The 14,622-nt window shown below is 67.5% G+C and carries 12 protein-coding genes; 10 read left to right on the top strand and 2 right to left on the bottom strand.

From position 1 onward, the window contains the following. Positions 1 to 3 precede the first annotated feature (3 nt). The 7 genes from rsmH to murD all read left to right on the top strand — a co-directional run bounded on the left by rsmH (position 4) and on the right by murD (position 8,814). A complete protein-coding gene (gene rsmH / locus QO033_RS09905) occupies positions 4 to 1,002 on the top strand; it encodes a 16S rRNA (cytosine(1402)-N(4))-methyltransferase RsmH (RefSeq protein ID WP_284480808.1) in 999 nt (332 codons plus the stop codon). Beyond that, the gene (ftsL, locus tag QO033_RS09900; protein WP_284480807.1) at positions 999 to 1,361 is read left to right on the top strand and encodes a cell division protein FtsL; all 363 of its coding nucleotides are present in this window, start codon (positions 999 to 1,001) and stop codon (positions 1,359 to 1,361) included. The genes rsmH and ftsL overlap by 4 nt, the downstream gene beginning before the upstream one ends. Continuing rightward, complete coding sequence (locus QO033_RS09895; RefSeq protein ID WP_284480806.1) at positions 1,358 to 3,145, top strand: peptidoglycan D,D-transpeptidase FtsI family protein; 1,788 nt, start codon at positions 1,358 to 1,360, stop codon at positions 3,143 to 3,145. The genes ftsL and QO033_RS09895 overlap by 4 nt, the downstream gene beginning before the upstream one ends. Positions 3,146 to 3,172: 27 nt before the next feature. Beyond that, the gene (locus QO033_RS09890; RefSeq protein WP_284480805.1) at positions 3,173 to 4,654 is read left to right on the top strand and encodes a UDP-N-acetylmuramoyl-L-alanyl-D-glutamate--2,6-diaminopimelate ligase; all 1,482 of its coding nucleotides are present in this window, start codon (positions 3,173 to 3,175) and stop codon (positions 4,652 to 4,654) included. Further along, complete coding sequence (locus QO033_RS09885) at positions 4,651 to 6,060, top strand: UDP-N-acetylmuramoyl-tripeptide--D-alanyl-D-alanine ligase (protein ID WP_284480804.1); 1,410 nt, start codon at positions 4,651 to 4,653, stop codon at positions 6,058 to 6,060. The genes QO033_RS09890 and QO033_RS09885 overlap by 4 nt, the downstream gene beginning before the upstream one ends. A 17-nt stretch (positions 6,061 to 6,077) precedes the next feature. Continuing rightward, positions 6,078 to 7,160: a phospho-N-acetylmuramoyl-pentapeptide-transferase gene (gene mraY, locus QO033_RS09880; RefSeq protein WP_284480803.1), complete on the top strand. Its 1,083-nt coding sequence runs from the start codon at positions 6,078 to 6,080 to the stop codon at positions 7,158 to 7,160. Positions 7,161 to 7,413: 253 nt separating this feature from the next. Further along, positions 7,414 to 8,814, top strand: coding sequence for a UDP-N-acetylmuramoyl-L-alanine--D-glutamate ligase (gene murD / locus QO033_RS09875; protein ID WP_284480802.1), 1,401 nt, complete (start codon positions 7,414 to 7,416; stop codon positions 8,812 to 8,814). 71 nt (positions 8,815 to 8,885) lie between these two features. Here the strand turns inward: murD and QO033_RS09870 are convergent, their stop codons facing one another. After that, positions 8,886 to 9,368, bottom strand: a complete 483-nt coding sequence (locus QO033_RS09870; RefSeq protein WP_284480801.1) for a hypothetical protein — start codon at positions 9,366 to 9,368, stop codon at positions 8,886 to 8,888. 203 nt (positions 9,369 to 9,571) lie between these two features. Beyond that, on the bottom strand, positions 9,572 to 10,753 hold the full coding sequence (locus tag QO033_RS09865; RefSeq protein WP_284480800.1) for a BaiN/RdsA family NAD(P)/FAD-dependent oxidoreductase: 1,182 nt from the start codon (positions 10,751 to 10,753) through the stop codon (positions 9,572 to 9,574). Between the two features lie 142 nt (positions 10,754 to 10,895). On the opposite strand from QO033_RS09865, the gene ftsW reads away from it, so the two are divergent. The 3 genes from ftsW to murC all read left to right on the top strand — a co-directional run bounded on the left by ftsW (position 10,896) and on the right by murC (position 14,621). Further along, entirely contained in the window at positions 10,896 to 12,059 is a 1,164-nt protein-coding gene (ftsW, locus tag QO033_RS09860) for a putative lipid II flippase FtsW (RefSeq protein WP_284480799.1), read from the top strand. 69 nt (positions 12,060 to 12,128) lie between these two features. Continuing rightward, positions 12,129 to 13,220, top strand: coding sequence for a UDP-N-acetylglucosamine--N-acetylmuramyl-(pentapeptide) pyrophosphoryl-undecaprenol N-acetylglucosamine transferase (locus tag QO033_RS09855; protein WP_284480798.1), 1,092 nt, complete (start codon positions 12,129 to 12,131; stop codon positions 13,218 to 13,220). Positions 13,221 to 13,223: 3 nt separating this feature from the next. Further along, the gene (gene murC, locus QO033_RS09850; protein WP_284480797.1) at positions 13,224 to 14,621 is read left to right on the top strand and encodes a UDP-N-acetylmuramate--L-alanine ligase; all 1,398 of its coding nucleotides are present in this window, start codon (positions 13,224 to 13,226) and stop codon (positions 14,619 to 14,621) included. The last annotated feature ends 1 nt before the right edge of the window (position 14,622 follow it).

The following is a 14,622-nucleotide window of genomic DNA, read 5'->3' as shown; positions in this document are numbered from 1 at the left end:
CCGATGACGGCAGATGCGCCCGCCCCGAGGTCCGACCGTCCCCATGTTCCGGTTCTTCTGCGTGCGCTGCTCAAGGCGGTGGCGCCGGTCGAAGGTGTCTGGCTGGACGGAACCTTTGGCGCCGGCGGCTACAGTCGCGGGCTGCTTGAGGCCGGGGCCGACAAGGTGATCGGTGTCGACCGCGATCCGCTGGCCTTCGAGATGGCGGCGGAGTGGGCCGGGGACTATGGCGACAGGCTGGTGCTGCAGCAGGGCGTGTTTTCCCGCATGGACGAGTATGCGAAGGACCTCGATGGCGTGGTGCTCGATCTCGGGGTTTCCTCCATGCAGCTCGATCAGGCGGAGCGTGGCTTCTCCTTCATGAAGGATGGCCCCCTCGACATGCGCATGTCGCAGCAGGGTCCCTCGGCCGCCGATCTGGTCAATACCGCCGACGAATCCGATCTGGCTGACATTCTCTTTCTCTATGGCGAGGAACGCGCCAGCCGCCGCATCGCCCGCGCCATCGTCCGGGAACGCGAGAAGGCGCCGTTCGAGACCACGCTGCAGCTGGCGCATGTGATCGAATCCTGCCTGCCGCGGTCCAAGCCGGGGCAATCGCATCCCGCCACCCGCAGTTTCCAGGCGCTGCGCATCGCAGTGAACGACGAATTCGGTGAGCTGTTTCGCGGGTTGATGGCGGCGGAACGGGCGCTGAAGCCCGGCGGGCAACTTGCGGTGGTCACCTTCCATTCGATCGAGGATCGGATGGTGAAACGCTTTTTCCAGGATCGCGCCGGCACCGGCGGGCGGGCCAACCGCTATGCCCCCGAGCAGGAGATGCCCGATCCGCAGTTCATCCTGAAATCCCGCAAGGCGATCGCGCCGGACGAAGAGGAGCTGGCCGAGAACCCGCGCGCCCGCTCTGCCCGGCTCAGGGTCGCGGTGCGGACTGAGGCCGCTGCCGGCAGTGTCGATCCCCGGCGGATCGGCATGCCGCTGTTGAAGGAGAAGGGACGATGAAGGGCATTGCCTATGTTCTGGCCGCGCTTGTGGTCTTCGGCCTGGCCTTCTGGGCGTATCGTGAGAATTACGCCACCCAGCAGGTCCTGAAGGAAACCCGCGGGCTGCAGCGCCAGATCGGCGATGCGCAGCTGCGGCTCGGGGTGCTGAGGGCCGAATGGGCCTATCTCAACCGGCCCGAACGGCTGTCGGAACTGTCGCAGATCAATTTCGACCGTCTGGGGCTGTTGCCGCTGCGGCCGGATCAGTTCGGCCGCATTGATGAGGTCAGTTTCCCGCCGGCGCAGGACCCGCTGCTGCCGATCACCAATTCGGTCGATGTCTCGACCATGGCCGCCGACGGGGAGGGCAACCCGTGATCCGTACCCCGCTGCGCCCGCTGGCCCGTATCCTGCCCGCCCGCGAGAAGGGTGAAAACCCCGACGCCATCGAACGCGAGAACATCCGCCGCCGCCATGCCGAGATGCAGGACCGCGCTCGGGTACGGGCCGAGGGCCGTCTGCTGGTACTGGGGCTGTTCTTTCTCTGCGCCTTCGTCGTGGTCGGTGGCCGCATGGCGTTGATGTCGACGTCGGAGCCGGCGGAGCCGGTGGCGAGCGCCCCGGGCGCGGCCATCGCGATGCAGCGCGCCGATATCGTCGATCGCGAAGGCCGCATCCTGGCGACCAACTTCGAAACCCACTCGCTTTATGCGCAGCCGCCGCAGATGGTCGATCCGATCGCCGCGGCCCAGGGCTTGAAACAGATCTTCCCCGATCTGGACGAGGCCCGGATGATCAAGGATTTCACCGGCAAGCGCAAATTCGTCTGGATCAAGAAGCGGATCAGCCCGGAACAGCAACAGGCGGTGCACGATCTGGGCGATCCCGGCCTGCTGTTCGGGCCGCGCGAGATGCGGCTTTATCCCAATGGCCGGCTGGCGGCCCATGTTCTGGGCGGCGCCGGATTCGGCAAGGAAGGCGTGAATGCCGCCGAGGTGATCGGCGTCGCGGGCATCGAAAAGCAGTTCGACGACTACCTGCGCGATCCCGCCAACGGCTCCACCCCGCTGACCCTGTCGCTCGACCTGACAGTGCAGGCGGCATCGGAGCAGGTGCTGGCCGGCGGAATGCGGCTGATGAATGCCAAGGGCGCCTCCTCGATCCTGATGGATGTCCATACGGGCGAGGTGCTCTCGGTCGTCAGCCTGCCGGATTTCGATCCCAACGACCGGCCGCGGCCGCTGCTGACCGGCGATCCCAGCGATAGCCCGCTGTTCAATCGCGCGGTGCAGGGGGTCTATGAACTCGGCTCCACCTTCAAGATCTTCGCCGCCGCCCAGGCGCTCGACCTCGGGCTGGTGTCGCCGGAGACGATCATCGACACCTCCGGACCGATGAAGGTCGGCGGCTATCCGATCGGTGAATTTCACGGCAAGAACTATGGCAAGCTCAGCGTCAAGGACGTGATCGTCCACAGTTCCAACCGGGGCACCGGGCGGATCGCGCTGGAAATCGGTTCCGAGCGGCAAAAGGCTTTTCTCGGGGCGCTCGGCATGTTCGATCCCACCCCATTCGAGATCGTCGAGGCGCGCGGCGCCCAGCCGCTGATCCCGAAACGCTGGACCGATCTCAGCACGGTGACGATCTCCTATGGCCATGGGCTGTCCGCCAGTCCGATGCACCTGGCTGCCGCCTATGCCACCATCGCCAACGGCGGGCATTACGTCAGCCCCACGGTGCTGAAGCGCAAGGGGCCGCAGTATGGGCCGCGGGTGATGTCGGCCGAAGCCGCCAAGGAAGCCCGCCAGATGCTGCGCGCGGTGGTGACCGAGGGCACCGCCAGCTTCGGCGATGTCGAGGGCTATTCGGTGGGCGGCAAGACCGGCACAGCGGACAAGCCGAAACCGCAGGGCGGCTACTATGATAATAAGGTGATCGCCACCTTCGCCTCCATGTTCCCGACAAATGATCCGAAATACGTGCTGATCCTCACTCTGGACGAGCCGCAGATCCATGCGCTGAAGGAAGATCGCCGCACCGCCGGCTGGACCGCCGTGCCGGTGGCGGCCGAGATGATCCGCCGGGTGGCGCCGCTGCTGGGGCTCCGGCCCGACGTTGATCCGCAGAGGCGCGCTGCTATAACCCTGACGTCGTCGAATTGAGTCTAGGAAAACTGGGTGAGGGGCATCATGGGCACACCGGAAAAACCGCTCAGCCAGCTGGCTCTGACCGCGCGCGGCGGCCGCGATCCGATGATCGCGGGGCTCGCCGTGGACAGCCGCGAGGTCAAGCCCGGCTATCTCTTCGCCGCGCTTCCGGGCACTCGTGTCCATGGGGGGGAGTTCATTCCCTACGCCCTGCGCATGGGTGCGGCGGCGATCCTGACCGACAGCACCGGTGCCGCGCTGGCTGAAACGGAGCTGGCTGGGTTCGAGGGTGCGCTGGTGGTGGTCGAGGACCCGCGCCAGGCGCTGGCCTGTGCCGCCGCGCTCTGGTTCGGTGCCCAGCCGCGGGTGATGGCGGCGGTGACCGGCACCAATGGCAAGACCTCCGTCGCCACCTTCCTGCGCCAGATCTGGACCGCGCTGGGGCATCCGGCGATCAACCTCGGCACCACCGGGGTCGAAGGCGCCTGGACCGCGCCGCTGCATCACACCACGCCGGAACCCATCACCCTGCACCGGGTGCTGGCGGAGGCCGCCGCCCATGGGGTGACCCATGCGGCGATGGAGGCCTCCTCGCACGGGCTGGAGCAGCGTCGGCTCGATGGCGTCGACCTGATGGCGGCGGGTTTCACCAATTTCACCCAGGACCACCTGGATTATCATGAGAGCTTCGAGGCCTATTTCGCGGCCAAGGCCGGGCTCTTTCGTCGGGTGCTGCCGCCCGAGGGAACCGCGGTAATCAATCTCGACGATCCGCGCGGCCCGGAGATGCGCGCCATCGCCGCCGCGCGCGGCCAGGCGGTGCTGACCGTGGGGCAGGAGGATGGCGATCTGCAACTCCTGAGCCAGCGCTTCGACGCCAGCGGTCAGGACCTGCGCTTCGCCTGGCGCGGCCGGACGCATCAGACCCGGCTCGATCTGATCGGCGGGTTCCAGGCGCAGAACGTTTTGGTTGCCGCCGGTCTGGCGATCGCCTGCGGGGCGGAGCCGGAACAGGTGTTCCGCAGCCTGCCGGAGCTGATCACGGTGCGCGGCCGCATGCAACTGGTCGCCACCCGTGCCTCCGGCGCGACGGTCTTTGTCGATTTCGCCCATACCCCCGATGCGATCGCCACTGCGCTGAAGGCGCTGCGGCCGCATGTGATGGGGCGGCTGATCGCCATCGTCGGCGCCGGCGGCGACCGCGACCGTGGCAAGCGGCCGCTGATGGGGCGGGCGGCGACGGAACATGCCGATGTGGTCTTCGTCACCGACGACAATCCGCGCAGCGAGGAACCGGCGCTGATCCGCGCCGCCGTGCTGGAGGGCGCCCCGGGGGCGATCGAGGTCGGCGACCGGGCCGAGGCGATCCTGCGCGGCGTCGATGCGCTGGAGCCGGGCGACGCGCTGCTGATCGCCGGCAAGGGGCATGAAACAGGCCAGATCGTGGGGGATGACATCTTGCATTTCGATGATGCCGAACAGGCCAGCGTAGCGGTCGCCGCGCTGGACGGGCGCCGGGTATGACGCTCTGGACCGGGGCAGAGGCAGCCGCCGCCACCGGCGGGCGGCTTCAGGGCGACTGGTCGGTCACCGGGGTGTCCATCGACACCCGCACGCTGGAGGCCGGCGATCTCTTCGTGGCGCTGAAGGCGGCCCGCGACGGCCATGACTTCGTCGCCCAGGCGCTGGCCGCCGGGGCGGCGGCGGCGCTGGTCAGCCGGCTGCCCGATGATGTCGCCGCCGATGCGCCGCTGCTGATCGTGCCCGATGTGCTGGAGGCGCTTGAGGCGCTGGGAGCGGCGGCCCGGGCCCGGACCGGGGCGCGGGTGGCGGCGATCACCGGCAGTGCCGGCAAGACCTCGACCAAGGAAATGCTGTTGCGGGTGCTCTCCGATCAGGGGCCGACCCATGCCAGCGTCGCCAGCTACAACAATCACTGGGGCGTGCCGCTGACGCTGGCGCGGATGCCGCGTGAGACCCGCTTCGCGGTGATCGAGATCGGCATGAACCACCCCGGAGAGATAGCGCCGCTGGCCCGGCTGGCGCGGCCGCATGTGGCGATGATCACCACCGTCGCCGCCGCGCATCTGGAGGCTTTCGACAGCGTCGAGGATATCGCCCGCGAGAAATCGGCGATCCTCGACGGGCTGGAGCCGTGCGGCATCGCGGTGCTGAACACCGACCTGGCCGAATCCGGTATCCTCTTCGATCACGCGCGCGAACTGGGGGCAACAGCCTTCGGGTTCGGGGTCGAGGCGGAGGATTATCATCTGCTGGCGGCGGAGGTCACCGGCGACACCACCCGGGTGCGGGCCCGTACCCCGCGGGGCGAGGTGGCTTTCACCCTGGCGACGCCGGGGCGCCATTTCGCGATGAACGCGCTGGGGGCGCTGGCGGTGGCGGATGCGCTCGGCGCCGATCCGGCCGGTGTCGTGGCCAGCCTGCCGCGCTGGTCGCCCTATCGCGGCCGCGGCGCCCGCGAGCTCCTGGGGCTTCCCGACGGGACGCTGACGCTGCTCGACGATTCCTATAATGCCAATCCGGTGTCGATGGCGGCGGCGCTGGCGGTGCTGGCCAGCGTTGCGCCCGAGGGCCGGGGCCGCCGCATCGCCTGTCTCGGCGACATGAAGGAACTGGGGCCGCAAGGCCCGTCGCTGCATGCCGGGCTGGCCTCGTTGCCGGCGATGGCGCAGATCGACACGGTCCATTGCATCGGCCCGCTGATGCGGGCGCTGCATCAGGCCCTGCCGGCGCATCAGCGCGGCCTGTGGTGCGAAACCAGTGCCGAGCTGGCCGTGAAACTGCCCGGGCTGGTGGGCAAGGGCGACGTGGTCCTGGCCAAGGGATCGCTCAGCATGGGGTTGGCGAAACTCGTTGACGCCTTGCGGGGAATCGGTCAAGGGGGCGCGTTTCCGGGTGACAAGACGTAAGGATAGGAACGGCTAAGATGCTTTATTGGCTGACCGCGCTGTCGGATGGCGGGGATTTCTTCAATCTCTTCCGCTATATTACCTTTCGGGCCGGCGGCGCCTTCCTGACCGCGCTGGTCTTCGGTTTCGTCTTTGGCCGGCCGCTGATCAACGTGCTCCGGCGCAAGCAGGGCAAGGGCCAGCCGATCCGCGACGACGGCCCCGAGGCGCATCTGTCCAAGGCCGGCACGCCGACCATGGGGGGGCTGCTGATCGTCGGGGCGCTGCTGACGACGACACTGCTCTGGGCGCGGCTCGACAATTCCTTCGTCTGGCTGGTGCTCTTCGTCACCCTGTCCTTCGCCTTGATCGGCTTTGCGGACGACTACGCCAAAGTGTCGAAACAGAACACCAAGGGGGTGCCGGGCAAGCTGCGGCTGGCGCTGGGGATCGCCATCGCGGTGATCGCCGCCTTCTGGGCGGAGTGGAGCCATCCGGTCGATCTGCAGAACCAGCTGGCGCTGCCGGTGTTCAAGAACGCGCTGATCAACCTGGGATATTTCTACGTGCCCTTCGTCGTCGTCGTCATCGTCGGCGCCGCCAATGCGGTGAACCTGACCGACGGGCTCGACGGGCTGGCGATCATGCCGGTGATGATCGCTGCCACCACGCTGGGCATCATCGCCTATGCGGTGGGGCGGATCGACTTCACCGAATACCTCGACGTGCATTACGTGCCCGGCACCGGGGAGCTGTTGATCTTCACCGCCGCGCTGTTCGGCGCGGGGCTGGGGTTCTTGTGGTACAATGCGCCGCCGGCGGCGGTCTTCATGGGCGATACCGGCAGCCTGGCCCTGGGCGGTGCGCTGGGGGCGATCGCGGTGGCGACCAAGCACGAGCTGGTGCTGGCCGTGGTCGGCGGGCTCTTCGTGGTCGAGGCGCTGAGCGTGATCATCCAGGTGCTTTATTTCAAGCGCACCGGCCGGCGGGTGTTCCTGATGGCGCCGATCCATCATCATTACGAGAAGAAGGGCTGGGCCGAGCCCACCATCGTGATCCGGTTCTGGATCATCTCGCTGATCCTGGCGATGATCGGCCTGGCGACGCTGAAGGTGCGCTGAGGCGGGGCCGGACGGTCCCGGTCCTGTGAGGCGTGCGCGAAGCGTGAGCTGCGGGAGCCTCCGGCGGGGATATTTCAGGCCAGAAAAAGAGCCGGAAAAAGAGCTGGGCGCGCGCCCGGTTTACGGGCTGCGGTGAAGGTCCCCGGCGGGGAGGAGGGGCGCGGGCGGTTGCCGGCGCTTTCCATCCCGGGGCGGCTGCGCTAGCCAGTGGCCAGGGGCCGGGCATCCGGTCGGGCAATCGAAAGGACAGGCGATGATCCCGGTGCGTGGGTATGAGGGGGCGAAGCTCGCTATTTTGGGGCTGGGCCGGTCGGGGCTGTCGGCGGCCCGGGCGCTGCGCGCCGGCGGCGTCGAGCCGGTCTGCTGGGACGATAACCCCGAGGCGCGGGGTCGGGCCGAGGCCGAGGGCTTTGCCTGTGCCGATCTGTCCCGGCCGGGCGCCTTCGAGGGGCTGGCGGCGCTGATCGTATCGCCGGGCATCCCGCATCTTTACCCGCGGCCCAATCCGGTGGTGCATGCGGCGCTGCAGGCGGGGGTGCCGGTGGACAACGACATCGGGCTGTTCTTCCGCTCGCTGGCGACGCCGGCGTGGCATCGCTATGACAGCCCGCCGCGGGTGGTGGCGGTGACCGGATCGAACGGGAAGTCCACCACCTCCGCCCTGATCCATCACATCCTGACCGAGGCGGGCCGGCCGTCGCAACTGGCCGGCAACATCGGCCGCGGGGTTCTGGATCTCGACCCGCCGGGAGAGGGCGGCGTGGTGGTGCTGGAGCTGTCCAGCTATCAGACCGATCTGGCGCGGGCGCTGACGCCGGATGTGGCGGTCTTCACCAACCTGTCGCCCGACCATCTGGACCGGCATGCCGGCCTGGGGGGGTATTTCGCCGCCAAGCGACGGCTGTTCGCCGAGGGCGGTCCTGATCGGGCGGTGATCGGCGTGGATGAGGACGAGGGGCTGTTCCTGGCCGGTCAACTGGCCGAGGGGCCGGCGGACGACCGGGTCATCCGCGTCTCGGTGGCGCAGAAGCTGACCGGGCCGGGCTGGCAGGTTTTCGCCCGCAAGGGGTACCTGTCGGAATACCGCAAGGGCCGGCAGGTGGGCTCGATCGACCTGCGCGCCGTCAAGGGGCTGCCGGGGGCGCATAATCACCAGAACGCCTGTGCCGCCTATGCGGTGGCACGCAGCCTGGGGCTGGCGCCGAGGGTCATCGAAGAGGCGCTGCACTCCTATCCCGGCCTGCCGCACCGCAGCCAGGTGATCGCCGAGGCCGGCGGGGTGACCTACGTGAACGATTCCAAGGCCACCAATGTCGACAGCGCCGCCAAGGCGCTGGGGGCCTTCGCCCGCATCCGCTGGATCTGCGGCGGGCTGGAGAAGGAAGGCGGCCTCGCCCCACTGCTGCCCGCGACCGGATCGGTGGCCAAGGCCTATGTCATCGGCCGGGAGGCGGCGAATTTCGCCATGCAGCTGAATGTGGAGGCGGAGATCTGCACCACCATGGCCCGCGCGGTCGAGCGCGCGATGGCAGAGGCCGAGGCGGGCGACACCGTCCTTCTGGCCCCGGCGGCGGCAAGCTTCGACCAATACGACAGCTTCGAGCGCCGCGGCGAGGATTTCGTCGCCGAGGTCACGGCGCGGCTGGCGGGGTAAAGGGGAGCGGGCGGAGAGCTGGCGCTCGCCGTGCTGAGCCCGAAGGTCTGCTATGCGGACGAAGCTGCCGCTCACCGAAGGAGATTTGCAGCGATGCTCGCTTGAATGATGAGCATCGCACCAGTCAGAGCATGGAGAAAAAAGAACCCGCTTCCGCTCGTTAGATAATACATGAGTGCGAACTCCAAGCCAAAACCGATGCACCCCGGCAACATTGCGAGGATACGCGATTTGACCGAGCCCGCGACCATGGAGCGCCGTAGCAGGAGAGGCCCCTCTAATGGTTTGTGTATCAATTGCTCAGGCGCGCCTGAATAGGCCCTCTCCCGGGCGAGGGTAGCGGCGTTGAGCCTTAGCGAAGCATAGAAAATCAAGGGAATGGCAGTCAGCGCGGAAATAGTGATCACACTGACAAAGAGTCCAATCAGATTCACATCGCCGCCCTGCAGATAGAAGTAGACACCAGCCAGGCTGACCATCGGTAGCGACAGCGACAGCAAAGCGGCCAAGAGCACTTCGCGCAGAAAGGCGTTGCGACCCAGCGTGATGGCCAAGGCCTCTGCTGACGCGGGATTGAGTATTGGGCCCAGAGTTCGCGACATCAAGCTGCATTCCGAATTCACAAGTTCGGCCGATACCTTAGATTATTCGCGACCGGCAGCAATGGGCTCGCAGCAGACGTACGCCGCGCAAATCACGAGTGACTGCTGTGGGCCAATGCCGCCCGTTCCCCTTGCGCCAACATCACTGCGCTCTCTCACCCCCGCGCCACAATCGCCTGTCCTGCCGCCACCGCCGATGACCAGGCCCATTGGAAGTTATACCCGCCAAGCCAGCCGGTCACATCCACCGCCTCGCCGATCGCATAAAGACCGGGGAGCGTTTTCGCCTCCATCGTCTTCGACGACAGCCCGTCGGTGTCGATGCCGCCCAGCGTGACCTCGGCGGTGCGATAACCTTCGGTGCCGGCGGGCGTCAGGCGCCAGTCGGACAATTGCGCGCATAGGGTGGCGAGCGCGGCGTCGGATTGATCGGCGAGATTGCCGGTGATCCCCAGCATGAGGCCCAGGTGATCGACCAGCTTGGCCGGCAGGTGGCGCGCCAGTTCCGTGCTCAGCGCCTTGCGGCCCGAGCTTTGGCGTTGCGCGCGCAGGAGGTCGTAGAGCGGCAGCTCGGGGATCAGGTTGACCGCAATCTCCTCGCCCTCGCGCCAATAGGAGGAGAGCTGCAGCACCGCCGGACCCGACAATCCGCGGTGGGTGAACAAAAGCGCCTCGTCGAAGCTGGCGCGCGCGTTCGACAGCCGGGCGGGCAGGGCGGTGCCCGAGAGCGGCGCAAAGCGGCCGTCGGTAAAGGTGAGGGGCACCAGGGCGGGGCGCGTCTCGGTCACTGCCAGCCCGAACTGGCGCGCGATGTCATAGGCAAGGCCCGTGGCCCCCATCTTGGGGATCGACTTGCCCCCGGTCGCCAGCACCAGATTGCGGCAGGTGACGGCGATCCGCGTGCCCTCCCGCTCCAGCTCCAGCGAAAAGCCGCTCTCCCCATGGGAGAGCGCGATGAGCTGCGTCGACAGCCAGAGCGTGGCGCTGGCGCGGGTCATCTCGGCCCGCAGCATCTCGACGATCTGGGTGGCCTTGTCGTCGCAGAAAAGCTGCCCCAGCGTCTTTTCGTGCCAGGCGATGCCATGGCGGCCGATCAGGTCGATGAAATCCCATTGGGTATAACGGGCGAGCGCCGATTTGCAGAAATGCGGGTTCTGCGACAGGTAGTTGCCGGGCTCAGCGTAGAGGTTGGTGAAATTGCACCGCCCGCCGCCGGAGATGCGGATTTTCTCGCCCGGCGCGCGGGCATGGTCGATGACCAGCGTGTCCGGCCCGGCATGGGCCGCGCACATCATGCCGGCGGCGCCGGCGCCCAGAATGATCGTCCGATACTCCATCCCCGCCGCTTGGCGTGGATCCGCTGCTTTGGCAAGAGGATCGCACTGGCGCGAAGGCGGTTTTCCGGCTAGAGTTGGGGCGCAGATCCGGAAAACCGGGCGCGACAGGCAGATTAGAGCAGTAGCATAGGGCAGGATTTCCATGACCGAGATGGTCTATGGCGCGGTTCCCGCGCAACGGGGTGAGCCTATTCTCCCGAAATGGTGGCGGACGGTCGACAAATGGTCGCTGTCCTGTGTGCTGATCCTGTCGGTGATCGGGTTGCTGCTGGGGCTGGCCGCCTCGCCACCCCTGGCTGCGCGCAACGGGTTCCAGCCGTTTCACTATGTCGAGCGTCAGGCGGCCTTCGGGGCGATGGCGATGCTGGCGATGCTGCTGACCTCGATGATGTCGCCCACGCTGGTGCGGCGGCTGTCGGTCCTGGGCTTCATCGGCGCCTTCGTGGCGCTGGCGCTGCTGCCGTTTCTGGGCACCGATTTCGGCAAGGGCGCGGTGCGCTGGTATTCGCTGGGCTTCGCCAGCCTGCAGCCGTCGGAATTCATGAAGCCGGTCTTCATCGTCGTGTCCGCCTGGCTCCTGGCCTCCAGTCAGGAGATCAACGGCCCGCCGGGAAAACTCTGGTCGATGGGGCTGTGCACCGTGATCGTCGGCATGCTGGTGATGCAGCCGGATTTCGGTCAGGCCAGCCTGGTGCTGTTCGGCTGGGGGGTGATGTATTTCGTCGCCGGCGCACCGCTTCTGCTGCTGATGGGCATGGCCGGCGTCGTGGTGCTGGGCGGCACCATCGCCTATTCCAGCTCTGAACACTTCGCGCGGCGGATCGACGGGTTCCTGAACCCCGAGCTCGATCCGACCACGCAGCTGGGCTATGCCACCAACGCCATCCGCGAAGGCGGTCTGTTCGGCGTTGGTGTCGGCGAGGGGCAGGTGAAATGGTCGCTGCCCGACGCCCATACCGATTTCATCATCGCCGTGGCGGCCGAGGAATACGGGCTGATCCTGGTGATGATCATCATCGCGCTCTATGCGTCGGTGGTGGTGCGCTCGCTGCTGCGGCTGATGCGGGAACGCGATCCCTTCATCCGGCTGGCGGGCACCGGGCTGGCCTGTATCTTCGGGGTACAGGCGCTGATCAACATGGGGGTGGCGGTGCGGCTGCTGCCGGCCAAGGGCATGACACTGCCCTTCGTCAGCTATGGCGGCTCGTCGCTGATCGCGGCGGGGGTGTCGCTGGGCATGCTGCTGGCGCTGACCCGGACCCGGCCGCAGGGTGAAATCGGCGACATCCTGCGCGGACGCGGCTGATGGGCTGGCGGCGCCGGACGATTTGCGCCATTGCGCTGCGCACCAGACGGAATTTTCAGGGATAGGCCCATGTCACAAAAGCTGCTGATGATCGCCGCCGGCGGCACCGGTGGCCATATGTTCCCGGCCCAGGCGCTGGCAGAGGCGATGCTGCGCCGCGGCTGGCGGGTCAAGCTGTCGACCGATGCGCGCGGCGCCCGCTATACCGGCGGCTTCCCGCATACGACCGAGATCACCCAGGTCTCCAGCGCCACCTTTGCCCGCGGCGGGATTCTGGCCAAGGCGCTGGTGGCGCCGAAGATCGCGGCCGGGGTTCTCAGCATGGCGATGCAGATGCGGCGCGACCGGCCCGATGCGGTGGTGGGGTTCGGCGGCTATCCGTCGATCCCGGCGCTGGGGGCGGCGACGCTGCTGAAGCTGCCGCGGATGATCCACGAACAAAACGGCGTGCTGGGGCGGGTCAACCAGGTCTTTGCCAAGCGCGTCGCGGGCGTCGCCTGCGGCACCTGGCCCACCGATCTGCCCGAGGGGGTGCCGGCCGAACACGTCGGCAATCCGGTGCGCCGGGCCATCGCCGAACGCGCCGGTGCGGCCTATATCCCGCCGGGCGATTACCCGATGTCGATCCTGGTCCTGGGCGGCAGCCAGGGCGCGCGCATCCTGTCGGATGCGGTGCCGGGCGCCGTGGCGGCGCTGCCTGAGGGGCTGCGCCGACATATCCGCGTCAGTCATCAGGCCCGCGCCGAGGATATGGAGCGCGTCACCGCCTTTTATGCCGAGGCCGGGATCGCGGCGGAGGTGAAGACCTTCTTCAACGACGTGCCCGCCCGGATGAGCGAGGCGCAGCTGGTGATCAGCCGCGCCGGCGCCTCGACCATCGCCGATCTGACGGTGATTGGTCGGCCGGCGATCCTGATCCCCTTTGCCGCCGCCGCCGGCGATCATCAGACCGCCAACGCGCGCGGGCTGGTCGATGCCGGCGCCGCCATCCTGATCCCGGAAAGCCGGCTGGACGAGGTCGTGCTCGCCACCCAGATCGCGACCGTGCTGGGCCATTCCGATGGCGCCGTGCAAATGGCCCACGCGGCGCTGGCCGTGGGCATTCCGGATGCCACCGACCGTCTGGTCGGCCTGGTCGAACATCTTGCCGAAGAAGGATAATTCATGACCCCCGCCACCAAACTGCCCGGAGATGTCGGCCCGATCCATTTCGTCGGCATCGGCGGTATCGGCATGTCCGGCATTGCCGAGGTGCTGCTGAACCACGGCTACCGGGTGCAGGGGTCGGACCTGAAGACCTCGAAGATCACCGACCGCCTGGCCGGGCTGGGTGCCGAGATCTTCGAAGGCCAGCGGGCCGAGAATCTCGAAGGCGCGGCGGTGGTGGTGATCTCCTCGGCGATCAAGCCCGGCAACCCGGAGCTGGACGAGGCGCGCCGGCGCGGCCTGCCGGTGGTGCGCCGGGCCGAGATGCTGGCTGAGCTGATGCGGCTGAAATCCAACGTCGCCATCGCCGGCACCCATGGCAAGACCACCACCACCACCCTGATGGCGGAGATGATGGTCGCCGGCGGCTTCGATCCCACCGTGGTCAACGGCGGTATCATCCATGCCTATGGTTCCAACGCGCGGATGGGGCAGGGCGAATGGATGGTGGTCGAGGCCGACGAGAGTGACGGCACCTTCAACCGGCTGCCCGCCACCATCGCCGTGGTCACCAATATCGACCCCGAGCATATGGAGCATTGGGGCGATTTCGACCGGCTGCGCGACGGCTTCTTCCAGTTCGTCTCGAACATCCCCTTCTACGGGCTGGCGGTCTGCTGCACCGATCATCCCGAGGTGCAGGCGCTGGTCGGGCGCATCACCGACCGGCGGGTCAGCACCTATGGTTTCAACGCCCAGGCCGATGTCCGCGCGGTGAACCTGCATTATCAGGGCGGCGTGGCGCATTTCGACATCCTGCTGCAGGCCGAGGGTGGCCGGATCGAGGGCTGCACCCTGCCGATGCCGGGCGATCACAATGTCTCCAACGCGCTGGCGGCGGTCTCGGTGGCACGGCACCTGGGCATGAAGCTTGAGGAAATCCGCGCCGCGCTGGCCAAGTTCGGCGGCGTCAACCGCCGCTTCACCAAGGTGGGCGAGGTCGACGGGGTCACCATCATCGACGATTACGGCCATCACCCGGTTGAGATTGCCGCCGTGCTCAAGGCGGCGCGTCAGGCCACGTCGGGCCGTGTCATCGCGGTGCATCAGCCGCACCGCTACACCCGGCTGCATTCGCTGTTCGACGATTTCTGCGGCTGCTTCAACGAGGCCGATGTGGTCGGCATCTCCGAAGTCTATGCCGCCGGCGAAGACCCGATCCCCGGTGCCAGCCGCGACGATCTGGTCGCCGGTCTGATCCGCCACGGCCACCGCCACGCGCTTGCCGTCACCTCGGAGGAGGCGCTGACCGAACTGGTGCGCGCCGAGGCCCGGCCCGGCGATATGGTCGTCTGCCTCGGCGCCGGTACCATCAGCGCCTGGGCCAACCGCCTGCCGGAGCGTCTGAAAGGGTAAC

Source organism: Pseudodonghicola flavimaris (genome assembly GCF_030164425.1).
Taxonomy (GTDB): domain Bacteria; phylum Pseudomonadota; class Alphaproteobacteria; order Rhodobacterales; family Rhodobacteraceae; genus Pseudodonghicola; species Pseudodonghicola flavimaris.
Note: the sequence above shows the minus strand (reverse complement) of the source record. Positions and strands in the feature narration are given on the sequence as shown.